Genomic DNA, 22,059 nt, shown 5'->3' on the forward strand with positions numbered 1-22,059 from the left:
GTAGAAGGCCTGTTAGATCTTGCGTTGCTGGCCTTGCCAGTACTGCTCGCGCAGATCTTTCTTCAGCACCTTGCCGACCGTGCTGCGCGGCAGCGCGGCGACGAAGTCCACACTCTTCGGCGCCTTGACCGAACCGAGCTTGTCCTTGCACAGCGCGACGAGTTCCTCGGCGCTCACGTTTTGGCCGACGTTAAGCTCGACGACCGCCTTCACCGCCTCGCCCCACTTGTCGTCGGGCACGCCGATCACCGCGCAGTCCTGCACCGCCGGGTGCGCCCAGATGACCTGTTCGACTTCGCTCGGGTACACGTTGAAGCCGCCGCTGATGATCATGTCTTTCTTGCGGTCCGTGATGTGCAGGTAGCCCTCGGCATCCAGGTGACCGATGTCGCCGGTGTGCAACCAGCCGTCGACGATGGTCTCCGCAGTCTTGTCCGGCGCCTTGAAATAGCCCTTCATCACGAGGTCTCCGCGCACGCAGATTTCTCCGGTCTCGCCTTGCGGCAGCACCTCGCCCTGATCGTTCAGGATCTCGACGCGGATCAGCGGGTTCGGACGGCCGACCGAAGACAGCCGCTCATCCGACGCAATCTTTCCGTCGACGAAATGCTCAGTTGGCGTCAAGTAGGAAATCGACGCTGCGGCCTCCGTCTGCCCGTAACCGCCGGCCATGACGGGGCCGAACACCTCGATCGCGCGCTTGAGCTTCTCCACCGACATCGGCGCGGCGCCGTAGAGGAAGTACTTGAGCGACGAGAAATCCTGCTGCTCGATGCCCGGGATATCGAGCAGGCGGTAGATGACCGTCGGCGGCAGGAAGAATTCGGTGACTCGATGCTTGGCGATGGTGGCCAACAGCAGCACGGGATCCGGTTTGGTCAGTACGACCACCGTGCCACCGCGTGCGGTACAGGGCAGAGACAACATACCTGCGGTATGCGTCATCGGCGCCGCGGCAAGGTTCATCGGACGCTGCGCGCCATACGGGAACGCGATCATGAACTGGGCGAAGTACGTCTGGAACGCGCGGTGCGAGTTCATCACGCCCTTTGGTGCGCCAGTCGTGCCACCGGTGGCCGACAGCGTGACGATGTCGTCCATGTCGTAATCGACACGCGGCATCGTCGTCGGCTGGCATGCGCTCCACGTTGCAAGCGACGGTGCCCACGGTAGCTCGGCATCGATGCACACCCACAGCTTCACCTTTGGCAAGCTAGCGCGCAGTTCTCCAATGATCGGCGCGAAGGCTTGGGTGAAGAACAGCGCCTCGCAGTCGAAGGCGTCCAGCACGTACTGGTTCTCGGCAGGTGCGTTGCGCCCGTTGACGGGGATGTACACCATGCCGGCGCGCCACATGCCGAGTGTGCAGCCCCAACCGATCACGTCGTTGTCCGCCCATACTGCAGCCTTCGCTTCCCTCTCGAACCCGCTCGCAAGCAGCCCGTTCGCAATGCGGCAAGAAAGCTCGCCGATCTCCTGGAACGAGAAGCTTCGCTCATCCTGGATATAGGCGATGCCGTTGGGGTTGATGCGCCACCCACGGTCGAAAAAATCAATGATTGCCATTTACGTATTCCTTTGAATCCATACCAGGTCGATGACGGGGTGATCCATGCCTTCCGTGTACGGGTTGAACCAGCCCCGCAGTGCCCTTGCGTGTACGGTTACAGCTGCGAGATCGTTGCGCGCGCCAGCCCGCGTTGCTCGAGGAAGCCGAGCAGGTACCGGTGGCCGAACGCCTTCGAGCCGGATGCAAAACCGACCTTGGCGGTATCGCCATCGAGGAGCTTGATGGCGCCGGCGGCATGAAGCGCTCCGGTGGCGATATACGGCGTGATGCCGTGCAGGGTTGCACGCACCGCTGCGAGCTGGCCGCGGCCGATTGCGAAGTCAACGGTGCGATGCAGCGACGTGCGCTCGCGCGGTGGCATGGCCGGCGTGGTCGAATCGACGAGCTGCTTGAGCACCGCTTCCTGTTGCTCGCGCGGCAAGTGCGCGTACTCGGCATCCCACTTCTGGCCGAGCGCATGCACCATCTGCATCGCGTTGTTGTCGTAGAAGCCCACGCACGAGATGCAACTGCGCACGCGCGCGTCGTGCTCGAAGTACACCGGCAGCGACGTACCGCCCCACGGCAACGCAAACACAGGCTGCAGGAAATCTGGGGAGGAGACGTTGAACGAAGCGTGCTTCTCATGCGGCACCAGCTTCTTTTCCCACAGGTAGCACGCCTCCTGGCGGTAGCCCCCGAAGATGGTTGCAGTGGAGCCCACGCTCACACCGGCGCCCGCCCCACGTGGGCCGCGCGCCAACGTAGCCGTCTCCAGTGCATCGACGCCCGGCGTCTCGAGCGCCAGCTCGGCAGCGATCTCTGCAAACGAGTACATGTACGCATTCGACGGCGACACCAGCAAGCCAGCCTGCTGGTACAGGTCGCCAAACTGCTCACGCACCTGGCGCATGTAGTGCTGCTCGCCGGTGGTGTCGAGGTAATGGCAGCCAGCCTTGAGTGCCGCCTCCACCGCAACCAGCCCGAAATCGAAGAATGGCCCGACGGTGGCACACACGACTTTGGCGCCACGAAATGCATTCACGAGCGAGTCGACGTTATGTTCCGCTTCGATGATTTCGTAGTCCGCCGACTCAAGGCGCACAACGCGCTGCGCCATCATTTCCTTCGCGCGGGCAGCGTTGCGTGCCACGGCGGTGAAGGGAATGTTCTGGTCGATCAGCCAGTCCATGATCAGCATGCCGGTGTAACCGCTTGCGCCATAGACGACGACGGGGTGCTTTGCCATGATTTGTCTCCTGATAGTTCGGTTGTTGAGAGTTGATTCAATTCATCGCGATTTGGTACACGGAGCCACTTAGCACGTCAGATTCCGAAGCGTGTCCACCATGTTTCGAGAGCACGAAGATCTCAATTCATGAAGGACACCGAATAAACATTGGGTCATGATGAAAAACTAATGGCGCAGTAATCGACTGAGTTTTCGATGGCGTACTCTGCCGCTTCCGCTAGTTGTCTCCGCTAGTATTGATGTGCTGGTGAGACTTGAACCAAGGGGCGTTCAATGCTCCGTCAGCACCCCCTCACGCGCAAACAAGATCGTTTTTCCTACCGCGTTCGTCAGAGAGGCAGTCATCGTCGCGCGATCCTCGCGCTGCGTAACATCGAACGACGCGCCGTCCGCCTTCTGCTGCAGCACCAGACCGTCGAGCCCGACGCCGGCCAGGCGATCGTCATTGACGAACAGTTCGGTGATCGAGCTTTTCGTGCCTGAACTCACCGGCGTCCAGCTCCCCCCTCCGTCCGTGCTCTGGAACATGCTTCCCAGCAATCCGGCCACGACCACCTTCCCGTCCGGCAGCACCACGCCTGTCCACAGCGTGCCCTTGCCGCCCGTCGCGCCATACGTCCAGTTCGCACCGCCGTCGGTCGACTTCAGCACCGTCCCCTGCTCCGACACGATGTACAGCGCGTGCTTCCCGTCCGAGAAGATGTGGTACAGGTTCCTGTCCGCCTTCCCGCCACCCGGCGGCTTAGGGAGCGTCTGCTTGCTCCACGTCTTGCCGCCGTCGTGCGTCACCAGCATCAGCGACCACAGGCCGACTGCAATCCCGTCCTGCGAGCTCGTGAAAATGACGGAGAACAGCGGCTGGTCGACCGACGTGTCCATGCGCTGCTTCTGCCAGGTTTCCCCACCGTCGCTGGTCGCGAGAATCGTGCCCCATTGACCGACCGCCCAGCCATGGTGCTCATCGGTAAACCTGACGGCCGACAGCGTTGCCGAGTTCGGCACGGCATGGGCTTGCCGGAACGACTTGCCGTCGTCGTCCGACAGCAGGACAAGGCCGTGCTCACCCACGGCGACGATGCGCTTTCCGGCGCGCGTCGCATCCATCAGCATCATGTGGGTCGGCGCGGCCCACGCATGTGCCGGCACGGCGGCCCAGTCAGCCACGGTTCCTGGTGGTTGTGCGAGCGCGGTCGCAGCTGCGCAGAGCGCGGTACAGGCAACGAGAATCTTGATCATGGTTGCATCTCTGTTGTGGTGTGCACGGACGTCAGTGGTTGAACAGGTCGGCCCAACCCGCCTTCGCCGCGCCGAGTGCGACCGTCGACGACTCGGTCGATGTCTTCGCGGCCGAGGCCTGCCGTGTGAATCTGTCGTCGTTCAACGACTGTGCGGTGTTCGATTCGTCGACGGCAACCGCGCGTGCACCCGCGAGTTTTGCAGTGGTCAGGGGCGTATGGTTCGGCCCGGCCCCGTTCACGATCGGCCCATGGAATCGGACCAACGCCGCTACGGCTGCGCAAAGTACGGTACAAACAACGAATGTCTTGATCATGGTGGAATCTCCGTCGGGCGGTGCGCGAGCGTCAGTGGCTGAGCAAGCCCGGCGCACGCGCCGGCTTGCGACGCGGGAACCAGCGCTCCAGCACCGAGGCCAGCGCCGGCAGCGCCGTCATCGCCATCACCAAGTTGACGATGAACATGAACGCGAGCAGCTTGCCCATGTCCGCCTGGAACTTGAGCGCCGAGAAGCTCCACGTCGCCACGCCGATCGCCAGCGTGATCGCCGTAAAGATCGTCGCCACGCATTCGAACTCGAGCGCACGCTCCATCGCCTTGAGGATCGGATCGCCCTCGGCCAGGTGTCGCTGCAGCCGGTTGTAGATGTACAGCGCGTAGTCCACGCCAATGCCCACCGCCAGCACCATCACCGGCAAGGTCGCCACCGTCAGGCCGATCTTGAGTTCCTTCATGAACCAGTAGCCGATGAAGGTAGCCACCGCCAGCGGCACGCAGCAGGCCAGCATCGCGCGCCAGTCGCGGTACGCGACGAACACGAGGATCACGATCGCGGCGTACACGTACAGCATCATCGGCAACTCGCTCCTCTCCACCTCTTCATTGGTGGCTGCCAGTACCCCTGCATTGCCCGCCGCGAGGCGGATGTTGATACCCGGGAACGGATGCGACGCGCGGTACTGCTTGATGTCGTTGAGAACCCGGTTGATCGTCGTCGCCTTGTGATCGGTCAGGTACAGGTGGACGGCAGTCATGCTGCAATCGGCCGTCATGAAGCCCTTCAGGCGCGACACATCGACCGATACCGCGCCGTAGTTCTCGGGGTCGATCGGGACGACGTTCATCTTGGGATAGTCTTCGTTGTAGCCCGCGTTGTAGGTGCGCAACATCGCCGAGTAGGACTGTACGGACACCACACCCGGTTCGGTGCGCATGGCGGAGGTGAATTCGTCCTCGTACAACCCGACGGCCGGGTTGTCGCACGCCTTGCCGTTCGACTCGATCGCCACCGAGAGCCAGTCGAGGCCCATGTCGTAGTTGCCCGCGATCGACGTCGCATCCCGGTTGAACCGCGCTTCTTCACGCAACTCCGGGGCGCCCGGCTGCAGCGTGCCGATCACGCGGTCGCGGCTCTGCCAGACGGCAAGTCCGAAGACCATCAACGTGATCAAAAGCGTGACGCCTGCGAGCTTCGGCTGGGCCACCCGCGACAACGGTCGCAGGAACGCCGAGCGCCAGGCGCTTCGCTTGAGCGCGCGCTCGGCGTACGCCTGGCTGAAGTTGAAACACGATGCGGCAACCGGCAGCAGGATCAGGTTGGTGACGATCTTGTAGGCCACGCCCAGCGATGCGGTGATCGCCAGCTCGCGCACCATCGGAATCGGAATCAGCAGCAGCGTGACGAACGACACGAACGCGGTGACGAGTGCCAGCACACCCGGGATCAGCAGGCCACTGAAGCTGTGGCGCGCGGCATCGTACGAGCTGTTCCCGCGAGCGATCTCGCGCACGATGAAGTTGACCTGCTGCACGCCGTGCGACACGCCAATGGCGAACACCAGGAACGGCACCAGCACCGCGAGCGGGTCCAGGCCGAAGCCCAGCAGCCTCAGCGTGCCGAACTGCCAGACCAGCGACGTCAGCGAGCAGACGATCAGCAGCACCGTGAAGCGCACCGAATGGCAGTACCAATACACCGCCAGCGCGGTCAGCAGCAGCGCGATCGCGCAGAAGCCCAGCACGGCCGTGGCGCCGTCAGCAATGTCGCCGATCTGCTTGGCGAAGCCGATGATCTGGACTTCATAACCGGCGTCTTCGAACGGTTTGCGGATCTTGTCTTCGAGCGTATGGTTGAACGCCACGTAGTCGAGCACCTTGCCGGCACTATCCCGTTCGTTCAGCTCGGCGGTGATCATCGCGCTGTCTTCGTTGTGCGAGACGAGCGTACCGACGTAGCCCCCCAACGTCGTCGCGCGACGAATGTTCGCAACGACCTCGGGCGTCAGTTGATCCGGTGTGATGCTGCCCGAGATGATCGGCTCGGCGCGAAACCCTTCGTCGGTGATCTCGTTGACGAACGCGTTCGGCGTCCACAGCGAGCGCACACCGATCCGGTCCACGTTCGGCAGATACGTGACCGCCTGGGTCACCTTGTACAGGCGCGTCAGCCCTTCCGGCGTCCAGATGGAACCCTTCCTGGCGCGCACCACCACCGTGATCCGGTTCGCACCGAGCAAATTGGACCGGTACTTCTGGAATGTCCGGATGTATTCATGGCCAATCGGCATCTGCTTCTCGAAGCCGGCGTCCATCCGGAGTTGCACGGCGAATACCGCCATCACGACGGTAAACAGGCCGATCACCACAAGCACGATCGCGCGATGGGCGAAGAAGGCCTTTTCCAGCCTGCTGACAAGACGATTGAGCACAACGTTACCCCTTCAAGTATTCCGGCGGCGCGCGATGCGCGCCGTCTCTCATCGGTTCATGCGTCAGAAATTCCGGGTGACGAACATCCCGACGAAATTGCGATCCGCGTATGGCTGCCCCACCGTGTTGTGCCCGCCGAAGAATGCCGAAAAGTTGATGCCCGCCTGCCAGACGGTCGGATTCTGGTTGAACAGCACATAGACGTTCACCGACTTCGCGCCCTGCAGGTAGTTGCCGGTGAACGTCGGTGTATAGCCGTAGAGTCCGGTGGAGAAGGTCACCCCGGGTGTCACCTGCCAGCCGTGGATCAGCGTGCCGTCATAGGTCCAGTTGAAATCGATCGTGGCGCCGACCGAACTCGCCGTGCCCTGCGCTGCCACGATCGGATAGCCGAGCCCCGAGTTGTTGTTCAGCCACGCCAGATAGCCGGCGGCAGGCACCTGCGTGACCGTCTGTCCGTTGATCGTGCGCGTGACGCCGTTGGCATTCAGGCCCGGGTAATGGATCCACGTCAGTTCCCACGTCAACGTGGCCGAATCCGCGCCGAGCAGCTTCAGGAACGGATACCCGCTGCGCGTGAGCGCAAGCAGGCCGTTGATGTCGAGCTGGAATTTCTTCTTGTCGGCCCACTGCTGGCAGTCGATGCCCGACACGCCATTCGTGTTCAGGTCGAGCGGACCGCCGGCGCCGAAGCAGCTCGACAGCGCCACCGCGTCTCGCGGGCGATACGACAGCTCGGCGCCGATCGCCCAGTCGCCGAGCGCGAAGTTGGTACTGGCGCCGAAGAGCTGGCGGTTGCCGAGATACGACCATTGCGCAACCCCATTCGCCGTCGACGTCAGCACCGGCGCCTTGTCGATATAGTTGACGTAATACAGTGCGAAGTTCGCACCGAGGGAAGCGGGCGCGAAACCGAATTTCACACCGAATTGCGGCCGGTATTTCGCCGGTAGGTTTGTCGTGGTCGGAAAACCGATGTCGTTGAACGGCGGCCCCGCGAACGCGCCGTTCACGAGACCGTTCTTGATCGCGTTGAGCGTATCCTGATTGCCTGCCGCGCCCGGCCCGCCGATCGCGTTCGCAATCGTGCCCGCGCTCGGCCCGGCCACGTTCAGGTTGGTCGTGTTGAGCGTGAACGGTTCCGCGCCGCGGCCAAAGCCGTTCGTGGTCGACCAGAATGTTCCAACGGGCGGATAGCGGTTGCCGTTCCACTGAAACTGGTAGTAACCCTCAGTGCTGATCCCGTGCGAGAGATCCGCGGCGAAGCTCACCATCGGTGCCGGAAGCAGACCTTGCTTGAGCTGCGTGCCTGGAATCAGCAGCTTCTGGATATCGAGCGAGTTGGTCGCGTTGATACCGTTCTGCGCGAATATGCTCTCGCCCCAGTTGATCACCTGGTTACCGAGCCGCACGTGCGCGGGTCGCCCGTTGATCGTGAAATCCTTCTCACCCCACAGGTCCAGCAGCTGTGCGTTGTAGACCACCTGCGCCGCCGCAGTGCTCGACAGCGGCGTTCGCTCGGTGTTCTTCGCCATGAAGTCGTACATCCCGGTGCCGCGCACCATGAACTTCAGTCCTTCGCTCGGCATCTTCAGCAGCAGCTCGCTGGTTGCGCTGATATAGGTGCTGAACGGTTGTCCCTTGCGGTAGTTCAGGTCACCGTTGTCGCCGAAGCCCCATTGGTTGGTATTGGCCGCCGCACCGCAACCGTTCGCGTTCGGGTCGCCGGTGAGCGAGCAGCTCGGGCTCTTGGTCCGAATGCCGGCTCCTGCCGTGATATTGCTGACCAACGACCCCTGCACGGCGCCATCACCCAACGTGAAATCGTACCCGTACGCGGTCGATGTCGCGGCACCCAGCACGGAAATAGAAACTGCAGTATGCCTAACGATTTTTTTCGCTTTCATGTCTCCACCCCATCTCCAAACCGGATGCCGGCAACGCATCCATGCGCGCAGGCTCATTTTTTTATCTATTCGACACGCGTCAGCGTTCGCTGACCGACCGCAACGTTTCTGCAGTAAAGAAGTCCGCCTTGAAGCGAGGATCATTGGCTTGCTGATACCAGCGGATGTCTTTGCCTTGGCCGATCGACGATGAATCGGTTACATAACGCCCATTGATCAAGTCATATTGCGCGAACGGCTCGTTATCGCAGGTGCCGCCCAGTTCCCACACCGGGATCGGGTAACTCTCGCGCACCCTCCACAGCTTGCCTTGGGCGTCGTAGTCCTCGCCGGCGAGCGCCAACCAGCTATCCTCATCCAGATAGAAGACCTTCTTCGATGCAACGTGGCGCGCAGTGGTCTTGAGCGTCGCCTCCACAACCCAGACGCGGTGCATCTCATAGCGCCGGTTAGCGGCGGCGACACCATCAGGCCTGATCACGTCGTGCAACTTCTCGTTGAATTTGTACATGCCGAAGACGTTGTACGGCACGATCATTTCCTTCTTGCCGACAAGCTTCCAGTTGAACCGATCGAGGGAGCCAAAGAACATGTTGGCTTCATCGATCAGGTACTGGTTTTCGAAACCGATGACCGGCGCATCGTGTGTGTAGGCCGGCATGCGGCGCACGCGCCTCTGTCCGGGGAAGTAATAGAAAGTTTCCGGATCCTTGTTGAAGAATTGGCGCTGAACAAAGGCCTGCCCGGCCAGCGCCGGCGGCGATTGCATCTGGAAGAAGGTGCCGCTGCTGAACTGGTCGACGTCCTGCGGTGTGTGTTTGCCCGACTTGCTCGGCGGAAAATATTGAGTTGCCGTGCTGATTGCATCGATCCATTCGCTGCCCCCCGGACGTGGGGAAACCGTCGTCACCACAGCCGGCCATTCAATGGCTTCGCCCCGGTACCGCATGAGATAGTTCAGAATCGCTTCGGCGCCGTTCTTCGGTTGCGGAAATGCGACCCCCGGAAGATTCGCAGTCTGCAACTGCTCGCTCGTCGAATCGAGCTTTGCCGCCGTGAAGTTCGCTTTGGAGTTCTGCGCGACGAAGTCGGGCACTTGACATTCGCGATGCGAGGGATACACATCCATCCGGTAGCCCTTTTTCTGTTTGACCAGCGCGATCTGGCCCGGGGTCAGCTTGTCTGCGTACTGATCGATGTTCGATGCGTCGATCGAGAACAGCGGTTTTTCGTTCTTGTGCTTCCAGAAATCGCCTCGAACCTTGCCCCACTCCCAGCCTGCATCGGGCGATTGCTTGCCAGCGTAGGCCGCCACCACGCCGTCCTTACTCGCAGCGCGTTCAGCACCTTCCGGTGTAAGGTCTTCCGCTGAGACAGCACCGCCTGCCGAAAGTAGCAAGACGGCCGCAATAGCTGACGCAGCTCCAATTTGGTGCTTCTTCATCCTAGTCTCCTTCCGGTTCCACATTCATTTGCCGATCACGCCACTGGTGGACGATTGGCACTCCGCCGTTCCGATCGCTGACGATCCGGCCTACGTACTTCCTGATGACTCACATCTCGCCGGATCCCGCAACCGCCATTGCCCGAATTTCAACGCAAAGCTCGGGAAGACCGAGTTGCGTCACGCCGACCGCCGTCCATGCGGGGAAGCGGTTCGGAAAATATTCGTCTTTGACGGCCGAGAACAGCTCAATGTCGGCTTGCAGATTCGTGTGGAACGTCGTCAGTTCGACGACGTCGGACAGGGTCGCCCCGGCCGCCGCAAGAATCGTCTTCAGGGACTCGAATGCGATTCGGGTCTGTGCCTGCACGTCCTCGCCAATTTTCATCTGTGCGTCGACCCCAACTTGGCCAGACACCCAGATCGTGTCGCCCACACGGGTCGCCGGGGTGAAGTGGTAGGTATCGTGCCAAGCCAGAAACTGGGGAGGGACGATCGATTGCCGTTGAGTACCAGATGCCATGGTGCATATACCTTCGATTAAACGAGTTGACGGAACCTATGGTGCGCGGAATGGATCGGCGCGGTGCGCGTCGAGGCTCTCTTTTGCCTTCCGCCTCGCAGCCCGCGCCCTTCGATACCCAGGGCACTGCGCATTCGACCCATCATATACGCGCATTCGACCTACAATTAACGCGTCCACAACCTAAGAGTAGCGCGCCAGTGACCTAACAACAAGGTAAATTAAGACAGGGAAAACACTGACTTGAGTGTCGGGTCGTCCGGAAAGATTCTTGATTTCAAGGGGTACAGCCACGAGGCGGCGGCCCACCTGCGGACTGCGAGGTTGAGCCGGCACGGGCTTCCAATCGCGATATGACTGCAGCGGCGCACCGCTTGCCTGGCTACACGATGGTGTATCCTCTTACTAGGTTGCGACCTATAACTTGCGATAGATCGAAGTGAATCTCTTTTCTTGAGGGGGAGTCAACGTGCAACAAAAGGCGGTAAGGCGAGCAGCCGTGAGTGACCTTGCCGAGGCAAGATCAGCGACGGGATCGACTGCGCAGGGAAATCGGGAACGGCGCCTTGCACAGATCATTCTTGCGGCGCAGCAAACGTTTCGCGAGGATGGCTATGCCGCGTTTGCTACACGCGGCGTAGCTGCGCGCGTAGGGATCACATTAGGAAACCTTCAATACTACTTTCGAACGAAAGGGGAGTTGCTCAATGCGGCGCTGAAGGCACACGTGTCTCAGAAGATTAACGACTACACCACCATCGCAAACCAGCCGGGCATGAGTGCTCAGCGGCGTTGCTCGGCGCTGGTAGAACGCATTTTTTTCGATATCAACGAAACCGATCTGCCGAAGTTCTTGTTTGAAATATGGGCATTCGCCCAGCAAGAACCCTACGCTGCCGAGCTCGTTGATGACATGTATGCCGAGCATCGAAGCACCTTCGCGAAGTTGTTATCCGAGATCCATCCGACTTTGACTCACGAAGAGTGTCTTGCTCGTGCATCGGTGATTGTCGTGCAGATGGCAGGGATCATGATATTCGCCTACAACTGCGGAGATTCGGATAAGGACTATGCCGACTGTGTTCGCGTGACAAAGCAGTCTGTAAAAATGATCGTTGACCTTTCGCCACAAGTACTGGAGAACGACGTAACGCTTCGCGGTTTGCCCAATCTGGAGACTCACGGCACGAACAGTTCGCACGGCGCCATCTTCAATTCTGACAAGGATGGCCAGGACCTGTTCGAGTTGAGCGCGCGACAGACGGGCCAGGATTCGCCTTATTACCGACCAACAGTTCAAGGGAAGCGACGAAAGGTAAAGATCAACGAAATCGTCTCCACTGCCGCGAACCTATTGGCGACGGAAGGATACGTGAACTTTACCCTCGCGGGAGTAGCCAGGGAACTGGGCATCCCGGAATCCGCGCTCCGGAACTACTTCCCAACACATGATGATCTACTGCGATCGACCACGAGCGCGCTCATGAACGTTTATCAGGACCGGTATGCGGAAATGGGCAAGCCAAGCGACAAGCCTGCGTTGGAGCGACTGTGCGAGATCACGGTTGATGCTTTTGAAGAGGCTCGCGATTCAAGAGTGTGCCGATTCTTGTTCGAAATACTTGCGCTGGCCCAGCACTCGGACATTACGCTGGAACTGACGAAAACGCTCTACTCGGCCTATCGGGCACTCTATGTGGATTTAGTACGCGAGCTTGACGCTTCTGCCACTGCCCGCGAATGCCACGCGCGCGCGACGCTCATCGCAGCTCAGACAGAGGGAGCACCAATTTTGTTGTTCGGTTCAAAGAAGCAACCGTTAGAGGCGAATCGCATTTTCGAGTTGATGAAAGCCGTTACCATACGCGTCGCGCAAGGCAACGTTGGCACCAAGAGAGCGACAGAGAGTGGCCAGAGGAGATCGACGGCCTAGTTGGGGCAGCGAGGGACTTCCGAATCGATACGGTCGACTTGGTCACTGTCATCAATTCCAGGCTCCGGCTAAGCTGACATTCGGCTGCTCGATGCAGGCGCTGCCAGCAATCCGCCTATTGCTGATGTAGAACCCAGCCCGCCCCAAGGTCGACAAGCCGGCAAGCGAAAACTGCTGGTAGGTGACTACCTTCGGAGCGACGCGGCCGTCTGGACGACACAGTCTCAAAGACGGCGAACGTCGCTCTCTGGCCGATTCTGGGCAATCCGCGTCGCTCAACGGGTATCCAAGGCGCCTGACGTCCTACCGACCACGAACGTCCGCTCATCTCGTATCCTGGCCCCGTAAAGGCTCGCCATCAACCGATGTCGGGACCGATACCGGCGCGAGCCAGTGCGATCAGCCGCGCGGCAGACTCGGCCGATGGCAAAGGCTGCCAGCGCCCTGCCTCAATCGACGCGATCAGACGGCACGGGATCGCGCGTCGGCTCGATAAGCCGACCTACCCGCTTCACCGTGCGCGCTCGGAGACAATGGCACGCTGCCGATGATGAGATCGAGAGCGTTCGCCTACTGGCCTGATTGGCACGCCAATCGGGCTGGCGTGACAAAGCGGATTCCAACGATACAGTGAACCGCCATTCGCAACCACCCAAGGACAGTCGCATCAGCTACGAGCACCAATTCACCACCTGCCGCATGAGTTCATAACGCAGATCGCGGCACAGCTTGTCACCCCCACATCGGCTCCCGCGACGGGCGCCACCGCTTCGACATAGAGGTTCCGCCAGACAGCACACCGTCGCACCGTGTCACACTGTGGGTGTAGGCAAAATAGCGCTGATGAAATTGGAAATCTCTCGACATGCTCCCGAAAGCGGCGCCCGCGCGGCAACCCAAGCAGCAACGATCGCAAGCGACTCAAAACCGGATTGCGCAGGCAACGATACACCTGCTGGGTGAAATCGGTGAAGCCGGCCTGACGCATCGCGACGTCGCGAAGTGCGCGGAGGTTTCCCTGGCGGCCACGACTTACCACTATGCGTCGAAATTCGATCTCATCGCTCATGCGTCTTCCGTCATCCTCGAAGACTATGCGGCACGATTTCGCAATTTTGCGTCCCGTCAGGCGGCCCGCACGTCGGATCGCCCGACGTTTGAGCAATTCCTCGTCCGCTTATTGCGCAATGCCGCGGGACGGGATCGGCTGCGCACTATCGCCTGGTGCGAGATCATGCTCATCGCCGCTCGAAACTCCGATACCCGTGCGCTCGCAAAAAACTGGTACGCGCGCCTGCGCGAGGTCTGGACAGATATCGCGTCGCTCCTCGGCGCAAGCTCCGAACCACTCCACGTCCAGGCTGCGATCGACCGGACCATTGGCCTACTGTTCATCGTCACGGCGCTCGGCCTCACACCTGACGAGGCCGCGGCCTGCTTTACCAGCGGCCTGGACTGCGTCATGCCCGAGCCTCTGTCTGATGTCCCGGCGCCCGCTTTGGAGCGCATATCCAAGCGCAGCAAAGGGCTCGAAACCCGCAAGCAATTGCTCGATGCCGCCATTCGGCTGATGGCGGCCCGCGGTGCCGGCGCAGTGACCGGACATGCGGTTGCCGCCGAGGCCGGCGTCGCGCCGGCTCTGCCATCCTACTATTTCAAGCCGGTCGGCACATTGATCGACGCAGCGCGCGAACAACTCTATGAAGCAGCGAAGGCGCGTTATCGCGAAAGTGTGAACGGGATCGACCTCACGGTCGCAACGGCAGACCAGATCGTTGATCTGACCACCGCCGTACTAGTCCGCGAAGTCACACAGTTCAGCGACTTCAACCTTGCCACCCTCGCGATCGAAGTGGAGGCAGCGAGACAGCCAGCGCTGAGGCCGATGGTGGGCCGATGGTTCAGCGACCGAAGCCGGGCCTGGCATCGGCTCCTGGCCGGCTTCGACAGCACGGCACCCGCAGCACTTGGGCTGCTGATGTGCAGTCTCTTCACGGGCATGCAAGTCCGCCTGCTGGCGACCGGCGCCGAGATCGCGGCGTTGGGCGACCTGCGACTCGAGTTTCTGGGCGCCCTTGATGCAATGAACTACCCAAAACCACTCCCTCTGCACAAATCGGTACAAACATTCAAAAAATGATTGACGCGAGCTAGCTGACCACCTAGCATGAACTCACATTACCGCCAAAACTCGCGTTTTCCCGTCAGTTAGGCTGGTTCAAGGTATCTGTACAACTAGATTGTTTCGACTTTCACAGGACATGATCCGCCGACTCGGCTTCGTCGGCGAAAGTCTTCAGGAAGCGTAGCAACCGGTCGCGCCCGCAACTCGCGTTGGCGCATCTACAGGCCATCTCGGAGTTCATTTCAAGGAAAGCAAGCCATGACGATCAATCTGACTAACCGAGTTGCCATTGTCACGGGGGCCGGAGCGGGCCTCGGACGAGAACATGCACTGCTGCTCGCGCGATTGGGCGCGAAAGTCGTCGTGAACGATCTCGGTAGTGATTTGAATGGCCGTGGCGGATCCGGTACCGCCGCACAGAACGTTGTCGACGAGATCATGGCTGCTGGTGGCGAGGCGATCGCGAATGGTGCGTCGGTTACTGACGTCGACCAAGTACAGCAGATGATTGACCAGACGCTGTCGCGCTGGGGCCGTGTCGATATTCTCGTGAACAACGCAGGCATCCTGCGTGACAAGACCTTCAGCAAGATGACGCTCGACGACTTTCGCGCAGTCATCGAAGTCCATCTGATGGGTTCGGTGAATTGCACGAAGGCCGTGTGGGACGTCATGCGAGAGCAGAAATACGGCCGCATTGTGATGACGACGTCGTCGTCGGGCCTGTACGGCAATTTCGGGCAGTCCAACTATGGTGCGGCGAAAATGGCCTTGGTCGGCCTGATGCAAACGCTGGCGATCGAGGGGGAACGACACAACATCCGCGTCAACTGTCTCGCTCCTTCTGCGGGCACTCGGATGCTGGAAGGTCTCGTTTCTGCGGACGCTTTCAATGCCCTCTCACCCCGTGCCGTCAGCCCGGCCGTAGCCGTGCTCGCCAGCGATGATGCGCCTACCCGCATGGTGCTTTGCGCGGGCGCAGGCAGCTTCGAGGCTGCACACATCACGCTCACGCCGGGGATCTACCTTGGAACTGGCGAAAATGTGCCGCACACGCTCGCTCAGCGGCTCGACGAGGTAGCCGCCGGCAGCGGTGAATCCGTTCCTGCGTCGGGTGCAGCACAGATCAACATCGAGCTGCGCAAGGCCGGCTTTGTTGAACCGAAAACCAGCGAGCATGAGCATGCGTGACACGATCCGTCCGATTGCCGACGTAACCGGCATCGACCAGGACCGCCGCGCGCCTGATGCGCAGCATCATGGTCATGCATTGCTATCGCCGGCGCAATTGTCGGCCCTCGTCGGCGAGGAGCTGGGCGTTTCCAAATCGTTATGCGTCGACCAGGCCTCGATCAACGCCTTCGCCGATGTCACGCATGACTGGCAGCCCATCCATGTCAACGAAGAAATAGCACGCACGGGGCCATTCGGTAGCACCATCGCTCATGGGTTCCTCACCCTCTCGCTGCTCTCGGCAATGGCGTACGACGTCGTTCCCGTACTCGAAGGCCAACGCACAAGCATCAATTACGGCCTGAACAGTCTGCGCTTCTTGACGCCCGTCCGCAGCGGCGAGCGTGTGCGTGGACGATTCAAATTGAAAGAAGTCGTAGAACGAAGCCCGGGCAGCTATCAGTTGACAGTGGGCGTCACGGTGGAAATCGAGCACCAGCCCAAACCCGCGCTGGTAGCCGAGTGGGTGATGCTCGTCAACACCTGACAGCAACGGACATCCAGACGTCCTGCTTTATCGTCATTTTATTAAGCATTCCTTTTTACTTATACGGTGATGGTCGACGCTTCGATCAAAACCGGGCACATTCACAAATCAATGCCATGACAAGCGAGCTCATCCTCTGTCGCCACGACCTGGACTTCATTCTGTTTGACTGGTTGCAGGTCGAATCGCTCACCGTCCGCCCGCGCTTTGCCAGCCAGGACCGGTTCGACTATGCGTCGGTGCTCGATGTCTACGAACTCCTTGCAGTTGACTTATTCGCACCCCACAACAAGAAGAACGACAGTCAAGAACCCACGTTCGATGGAGAGCGCGTGACCGTCAACCCGGAAGTCGGTATCGCATTGCGTGCGTTTGCCGATGCCGGCCTGATCAGCGCGTCGTTTCCCGCGGAATGGAACGGTATGAGCCTGCCCGCTACCGTCGAGCGGGCAGGCATGGCGTACCTGCTGGCAGCGAATCCTGGCACGGCCGGCTACGCATTTCTCACCATAGCCAATGCGAACCTCCTGATTGCGCACGGCGAGCGTGAGTTGGTGTCCCATTACGTCGAGGCGATGTCGGAAGGTCGCTGCTTCGGCACAATGTGCCTGTCGGAACCGCAAGCCGGCTCGAGCCTCGCGGACATCCGAACCCGCGCAGTGCCAACCGGTGACGGCCGCTACCGACTGTTCGGCAACAAGATGTGGATCTCGGGAGGCGATCACGAGATTGCCGAGAATATCGTCCATTTGGTGCTTGCAAAGATCCCGGACGAGAACGGCCAGTTGCCCGCTGGTGTGCAGGGCATCTCACTATTCACTGTCCCTCGCAGGCTCGTCGGCAGCGACGGGGCAGCCGGGGAGCGCAACGACATTGCCTTGGCGGGCATCAATCACAAGATGGGCTATCGCGGCACCGTCAACTGCGTGCTGAATTTCGGCGAAGGCCGCTTCCGTCCGGAAGGCGAAGCCGGCGCGCTTGGCGAACTCGTGGGCGAACCCGGCAAGGGGCTCGCCTATATGTTCCACATGATGAATGAGGCGCGCATCTCCGTCGGCCTTGGCGCAGCCGCGCTCGGCTATACCGGCTATCTGCATGCGCTCGATTACGCAAAGACGCGCCTGCAGGGACGCCCACGCAACGAGCGCGACCCCACGACAGCCCAAGTGCCGATCGTTCGTCACGCCGATGTGCGTCGCATGCTGCTTGCCCAGAAGGCGTATGCATCGGGAGCACTGGCGTTGTGCCTGTACGCGGCCCGCCTCAGCGACGATCTTCATTCGCTGGACGACGCCCGCGCCTGCGCGGATGCGCAAGACCTACTCGACCTGCTCACGCCGATCGTGAAAAGCTGGTCTTCCCAATGGGGGCTCGCGGCCAATGATCTGGCGATCCAGGTGCATGGTGGATACGGTTACACGCGTGAATACAACGTCGAGCAGTTCTATCGGGACAACCGGCTGAACCCGATTCACGAAGGCACCTTCGGCATCCAGGCACTCGACCTGCTTGGCCGAAAGACCCGTCAAAACGGTGGAGCCGCCATGGCACTGCTTGGCGAGAGGATTGCGCATACCGTAGCGCGGGCGCAAGCGAGCGTGTCGCTGCAGCGACACGCCCACACGCTCGAAGCTGCGTGGTCCCGGATTCGCATGGTGACGGGCGCGCTGCACGCCATCGACAACGGCGAACTGCAGCTCGCCAATGCTGCGCCCTACCTCGAAGCATTCGGCCACGTCGTAGTCGGCTGGCTGTGGCTCGATCAGGCGGTTGCCGTGAACGCGCTGGCGTCCGATGTGCAAGCAAGCGACTTCCATCGCGGCAAGCTCGCCGCCTGCGATTACTTTTTCGGTTGGGAGATGCCCAAAGTTCCCGCATGGCTCGCGGTGCTGGACCCCGTCGAGACGACCCCGCTGAATACGCCCGTGGAATGGCTCTGAGCGGCGCCGCCGCACTGTTATCCGCATGGCCACGTTCGCCGTTTACCATTCGACCAAGGACGCATCATGATCGACGCAGTCATCGTTTCCACCGCCCGCACGCCGATCGGCAAAGCTTATCGCGGCGCATTCAACGCCACGCGTTCACCCACGCTGCTGGGTCACGCGATCCGGCACGCGGTATTGCGTGCCGGCATCGAGCCCGACCGTATCGAGGATGCCGTGATCGGCTCCGTGCTCAACGCCGGCACAGCCGGCGGCAATCTCGCCCGGCATGGCGTGTTGGCAGCCGGGCTGCCTGCTTCGGTGGGAGCGCAGACGCTTGATCGGCAATGCGCGTCCGGCCTGATGGCGATTGCCACCGCTGCCAAGCAGATCGTGTGCGATGGCATGCAGGTTGTCGTCGCGGGCGGGCAGGAAAACATCTCGGCCGTGCAGGCCCGCTACTTCGAGTGGGTGAGCGCAGAGCGGGACCCTAACGTGGTGTTCGCGCAGCCGGCGGCCTATATGCCAATGCTGGAAACCGCCGAGTTCGTGGCGCGCAAGTACGGCATCTCGCGAGACGCACAGGATCAGTACGCGCTCGAGTCGCAACGGCGCACCGCCGAGGCCCAGGCAGAAGGCCGCTTTGCGGACGAGATTGTGCCGATCACTACGCAGATGTCGGTCACCGACAAGGTCACCGGGCAGACGTCGCTCAAGGAGATCACGCTCGCACGCGACGAAGGCAATCGTCCCGGCACGACGCTCGCTTCGCTCGGCGAACTGGCGCCCGTTATGGAGGGCGGGGTCGTGACTGCCGGCAATGCGAGCCAACTGTCGGATGGCGCCAGTGCCTGCGTGTTGATGAACGGCAAAACGGCGCAACAGCTCGGCCTCGAACCGCTAGGCATTTATCGAGGAATGACCGTCGTCGGTAACGCGCCGGAAGAAATGGGCATCGGTCCCGTGTACGCGATTCCCAAGCTGCTGAAGCTGCACGGACTGACGGTGCAGGATATCGGCCTGTGGGAGCTCAACGAAGCGTTCGCTTGCCAAGTGCTGTACTGCCGCGACAAGCTCGGCATCGATCCGATGCTGTACAACGTGAACGGCGGCAGCATAGCGATTGGGCACCCGTATGGCATGACGGGGGCCCGGCTAGTTGGCCACGCGCTGATTGAAGGCAAGCGACGGGGCGCGCGTTATGTAGTCGTGTCGATGTGTGTTGGCGGCGGCATGGGGGCCGCCGGATTGTTCGAAGTGGCCTGACTCGTCTATCCGTAGCACGCCTAGCTTTCGGTTTTGCCAGCCTATCCGGGCGTGCAGCGAACTATCGGACGTGTATTGAGCAATGTTCAGCGCGTTCACTCTGCGGGCAGCTGCCGCGCGCGTGGACGCCACAACCACACCAATTTCACCGTGCAGGCCTCGTATTTTCTACGCAAGAACTGGCGGTTTTGCCATAAAAATCAATATCAATCAAAGGCTTACAGAATCGCACCTCGTACCAACGATGAAGAGCTGCTGAGCCTTACTGCAAGGCACTCCTCTGTCGTTCACCGCCACAATCTGCACGGAAAGTACGACAACCCCTTTTACGGCACCCCCGGAAGCACCAGTTGGCAGCCAGACAGCAATTCATTGATTTAAAACCAATATTTTTTGGGGGCAGGTCGCTAGGCCGCGCGTAGTCTCGATCGTTCTAACCGGAAAATTGCGCGAAAATCAAAGGCACCCCTCATAGCGTACAGCATCCAGTATCTCGATCGCGTGAAGAGCAGCGTGCTCAATCCAGCTATCGCTCACGACATCGGACTGACGACCGCGGATATCGGCACCGGTGCCTTCCTGATGCTGCTGTTCTACGGACCCGCGCAATACGTGTCGGGCTTGCTGACCGACCGCTTCGGCGCCAAAAAGATGCTGATCTTCTCCGTCATTGTCTGGTCGTTGATGACGATGTACATGGGGCTCATCCAGACGCGCGACGAATACCTCTGGCGGATGGCGATTTTCGGTATGCTCGTGGGCACGGAATACGTTCCGTCCGCGCGCGTGCTGATGCGCTGGTTCAACAAGGAAGGCCGTGCGCGTGCGCAGACCGTTCTGGCGTGGGCATGGATTCTCACGCCTGCGTGGGCGAGTGTCCTTGCTACGCAATTCGCTGCACACGCCGACAGCTGGCGCATCGTGTTTTTCGTCACGGGCGCACTCGGGATCGTGCCGCTCGCGCTGATCGCGTTGTTCGTGTTTGACCGCCCGGAGCACTATCGTCACGCGACCGAAGCTGATCTCGAATACGCATACCGCGATGAACTCGAAGCGGGCACGATCACACGCGGACAATATGCATCAGCGCAGAAGGTCATTCTCAAGGGCGGCGGCGTGCGCTTTCTCGATCTGTTCAAAAATCCCACGTATGTCGCCGTCGTGTTCGTCGATATCGTGATGCAGATCACGCTTTACGGCGCGCTCACGTGGATTCCGCTGTATCTGTCGGACAACTTTGGCTTCAAGCTGCAGACGATGGGCTGGTGGAGTGGTCTCTACTTCGCAGCAGGCGCAATCGGCAGCTTCATCTCGTCGTACATGTCGGACAAGGTCTTCAAGGGTAACCGGAAAATCATGATTCTTGTGTGCTTCATCGGGCTCGCACCGTTCGTGGTGCTGCTCGGCACGCTGCAACAGGCGAATCAGGTGCTGCTCGCGGTCGCGCTCTGCGGCATGGGGTTCTTCGGGAACATGGCGTGGGGCCCGTTCCTCGCGCTGCCCGCCGAGATATTCTCCCCCGAGGTCTATGGCAAGGCGATGGGCTTTGTCAATGGCGCAGGCTACTTCGTCGCGGCATTCTCCGCGAAGATCTTCGCAGCGCTCGTGGTCGTCGACGCATCGGGCCACAAGGTCTACACGAACGGCTGGTATTTCATCGCGCTCTGTGTCGTAGCGGGCATCGTCGCGGCGAGTTTCATCCGGACCACGCGTCGGGCCCAAACGCTTGCGATACGCTCTGCGACGCCTACATGACGTGGGGAAAAAATCCACTCCGGTTTATCGGGGCGGATTCATTCGAAGCACGGACACCGGATTACGACGACGCGATCTCAGACTCGAATTGTTGAAGGCTGTATCCGACAGATGTTCCGATACGCTCGCGCTTGTTGCGGGATCGTCACTGTCAATTTGTTCGACCGAAATCTTCGGTTTTCGCCTCCCAAGGCCAAAAGCCTGAGGCTCGATCCCAAAAAGCAACCCTTTGATTTAACGCCAATATTTATTCGGCGGATGTGTATTCGTTCGGTGCGTCCGAGCAGCGGCTCGGTCAGGCGCTTAAGAATCTCGGCGTCGCGCGCAAGGACGTCGTGATCGCCACCATGGTCAGCAGCCCGATGGGCCCCGACCCCAACGACCGTGGCGCACATGGGCGTGCGTCGCCGTCATGCGCGACATCGCCGCCGCGCATGCGGTGTCGGTTGTGCGGGTCGCGCTGGCGTGGGTCTTGGCGAAGACGCATGTGACGAGTGTGATCGTCGGCGCGAAGAACGTCGCGCAGCTCGAAGACAATCTCGCCGCAGTCGACCTGACGCTTTCGCCGGAACAGATCGCCCGGCTCGATGAAGTGAGTGTCTTGCCGGCCGAATATCCGGGCTGGATGGTCGCGATGCAGGGAGCGGTGCGTGTACCACAACCATTCAAACCGAAGGATTGATACGTTACGCCGGTGACCGCGGTTGTCCCGCTT

The 22,059-nt window shown here is 60.7% G+C and carries 16 protein-coding genes and 1 pseudogene; 9 read left to right on the forward strand and 8 right to left on the reverse strand.

What is annotated here, in order from left to right; all coding sequences use genetic code 11:
• Positions 1-12: 12 nt before the first annotated feature.
• The 8 genes from DID96_RS01655 to DID96_RS01690 all read right to left on the reverse strand — a co-directional run bounded on the left by DID96_RS01655 (position 13) and on the right by DID96_RS01690 (position 10,620).
• Positions 13-1,566: a class I adenylate-forming enzyme family protein gene (locus DID96_RS01655; RefSeq protein WP_124597525.1), complete on the reverse strand. Its 1,554-nt coding sequence runs from the start codon at positions 1,564-1,566 to the stop codon at positions 13-15.
• 98 nt (positions 1,567-1,664) lie between these two features.
• Positions 1,665-2,798: a trans-acting enoyl reductase family protein gene (locus DID96_RS01660; protein WP_124597526.1), complete on the reverse strand. Its 1,134-nt coding sequence runs from the start codon at positions 2,796-2,798 to the stop codon at positions 1,665-1,667.
• Positions 2,799-3,071: 273 nt separating this feature from the next.
• The gene (locus DID96_RS01665) at positions 3,072-4,037 is read right to left on the reverse strand and encodes a YCF48-related protein (protein WP_124597527.1); all 966 of its coding nucleotides are present in this window, start codon (positions 4,035-4,037) and stop codon (positions 3,072-3,074) included.
• A 31-nt stretch (positions 4,038-4,068) separates the two neighbouring features.
• Complete coding sequence (locus DID96_RS01670) at positions 4,069-4,353, reverse strand: hypothetical protein (RefSeq protein WP_124597528.1); 285 nt, start codon at positions 4,351-4,353, stop codon at positions 4,069-4,071.
• A gap of 31 nt (positions 4,354-4,384) precedes the next feature.
• Positions 4,385-6,745 (reverse strand): RND family transporter, encoded by a 2,361-nt coding sequence (locus tag DID96_RS01675; protein WP_124597529.1) that lies wholly within the window; start codon positions 6,743-6,745, stop codon positions 4,385-4,387.
• A 63-nt stretch (positions 6,746-6,808) separates the two neighbouring features.
• Positions 6,809-8,653, reverse strand: a complete 1,845-nt coding sequence (locus DID96_RS01680; RefSeq protein WP_124597530.1) for a DUF1302 domain-containing protein — start codon at positions 8,651-8,653, stop codon at positions 6,809-6,811.
• Positions 8,654-8,732: 79 nt separating this feature from the next.
• Positions 8,733-10,097 (reverse strand): DUF1329 domain-containing protein, encoded by a 1,365-nt coding sequence (locus tag DID96_RS01685; RefSeq protein ID WP_124597531.1) that lies wholly within the window; start codon positions 10,095-10,097, stop codon positions 8,733-8,735.
• Between the two features lie 109 nt (positions 10,098-10,206).
• Positions 10,207-10,620 carry a RidA family protein gene (locus DID96_RS01690; protein ID WP_124597532.1) on the reverse strand — a complete coding sequence of 138 codons (414 nt, stop codon included), beginning with the start codon at positions 10,618-10,620 and terminating at the stop codon, positions 10,207-10,209.
• A 499-nt stretch (positions 10,621-11,119) separates the two neighbouring features.
• On the opposite strand from DID96_RS01690, the gene DID96_RS01695 reads away from it, so the two are divergent.
• The 9 genes and pseudogenes from DID96_RS01695 to DID96_RS01740 form a co-directional block, all read left to right on the forward strand.
• A complete protein-coding gene (locus DID96_RS01695) occupies positions 11,120-12,553 on the forward strand; it encodes a TetR/AcrR family transcriptional regulator (RefSeq protein WP_260463768.1) in 1,434 nt (477 codons plus the stop codon).
• Positions 12,554-13,418: 865 nt separating this feature from the next.
• A complete protein-coding gene (locus tag DID96_RS01700; RefSeq protein ID WP_124597534.1) occupies positions 13,419-14,693 on the forward strand; it encodes a TetR/AcrR family transcriptional regulator in 1,275 nt (424 codons plus the stop codon).
• A gap of 243 nt (positions 14,694-14,936) precedes the next feature.
• Positions 14,937-15,869, forward strand: coding sequence for an SDR family NAD(P)-dependent oxidoreductase (locus DID96_RS01705; protein WP_124597535.1), 933 nt, complete (start codon positions 14,937-14,939; stop codon positions 15,867-15,869).
• Positions 15,862-16,398, forward strand: a complete 537-nt coding sequence (locus DID96_RS01710; RefSeq protein ID WP_124597536.1) for a MaoC family dehydratase — start codon at positions 15,862-15,864, stop codon at positions 16,396-16,398. Before DID96_RS01705 ends, DID96_RS01710 begins: the two co-directional genes overlap by 8 nt.
• Positions 16,399-16,514: 116 nt before the next feature.
• Positions 16,515-18,338, forward strand: coding sequence for an acyl-CoA dehydrogenase (locus tag DID96_RS01715; protein ID WP_124597578.1), 1,824 nt, complete (start codon positions 16,515-16,517; stop codon positions 18,336-18,338).
• A gap of 66 nt (positions 18,339-18,404) precedes the next feature.
• Positions 18,405-19,589 carry an acetyl-CoA C-acyltransferase gene (locus DID96_RS01720; RefSeq protein WP_124597537.1) on the forward strand — a complete coding sequence of 395 codons (1,185 nt, stop codon included), beginning with the start codon at positions 18,405-18,407 and terminating at the stop codon, positions 19,587-19,589.
• Between the two features lie 75 nt (positions 19,590-19,664).
• Entirely contained in the window at positions 19,665-19,970 is a 306-nt protein-coding gene (locus DID96_RS01725; protein ID WP_124597538.1) for a hypothetical protein, read from the forward strand.
• 102 nt (positions 19,971-20,072) lie between these two features.
• Entirely contained in the window at positions 20,073-21,344 is a 1,272-nt protein-coding gene (locus DID96_RS01730) for an MFS transporter (protein ID WP_260463779.1), read from the forward strand.
• A 400-nt stretch (positions 21,345-21,744) separates the two neighbouring features.
• Positions 21,745-22,026, forward strand: a pseudogene (locus DID96_RS01740) (aldo/keto reductase); the annotation flags it as partial.
• Positions 22,027-22,059 lie beyond the last annotated feature (33 nt).

The organism is Burkholderia sp. Bp8963 (genome assembly GCF_003854275.1).
In the GTDB taxonomy this organism is placed as follows: Bacteria; Pseudomonadota; Gammaproteobacteria; order Burkholderiales; family Burkholderiaceae; genus Burkholderia.

Excerpts from the sequence above, each read along its gene's own strand:
- DID96_RS01680 (WP_124597530.1), bottom strand. The coding sequence starts at position 8,653 with ATGAAAGCGAAAAAAATCGTTAGGCATACTGCAGTTTCTATTTCCGTG.
- DID96_RS01665 (WP_124597527.1), bottom strand. The coding sequence starts at position 4,037 with ATGATCAAGATTCTCGTTGCCTGTACCGCGCTCTGCGCAGCTGCGACC.
- DID96_RS01720 (WP_124597537.1), top strand. The coding sequence starts at position 18,405 with ATGATCGACGCAGTCATCGTTTCCACCGCCCGCACGCCGATCGGCAAA.
- DID96_RS01685 (WP_124597531.1), bottom strand. The coding sequence starts at position 10,097 with ATGAAGAAGCACCAAATTGGAGCTGCGTCAGCTATTGCGGCCGTCTTG.
- DID96_RS01715 (WP_124597578.1), top strand. The coding sequence starts at position 16,515 with ATGACAAGCGAGCTCATCCTCTGTCGCCACGACCTGGACTTCATTCTG.
- DID96_RS01700 (WP_124597534.1), top strand. The coding sequence starts at position 13,419 with ATGCTCCCGAAAGCGGCGCCCGCGCGGCAACCCAAGCAGCAACGATCG.
- DID96_RS01690 (WP_124597532.1), bottom strand. The coding sequence starts at position 10,620 with ATGGCATCTGGTACTCAACGGCAATCGATCGTCCCTCCCCAGTTTCTG.
- DID96_RS01705 (WP_124597535.1), top strand. The coding sequence starts at position 14,937 with ATGACGATCAATCTGACTAACCGAGTTGCCATTGTCACGGGGGCCGGA.
- DID96_RS01710 (WP_124597536.1), top strand. The coding sequence starts at position 15,862 with ATGCGTGACACGATCCGTCCGATTGCCGACGTAACCGGCATCGACCAG.
- DID96_RS01660 (WP_124597526.1), bottom strand. The coding sequence starts at position 2,798 with ATGGCAAAGCACCCCGTCGTCGTCTATGGCGCAAGCGGTTACACCGGC.
- DID96_RS01655 (WP_124597525.1), bottom strand. The coding sequence starts at position 1,566 with ATGGCAATCATTGATTTTTTCGACCGTGGGTGGCGCATCAACCCCAAC.
- DID96_RS01670 (WP_124597528.1), bottom strand. The coding sequence starts at position 4,353 with ATGATCAAGACATTCGTTGTTTGTACCGTACTTTGCGCAGCCGTAGCG.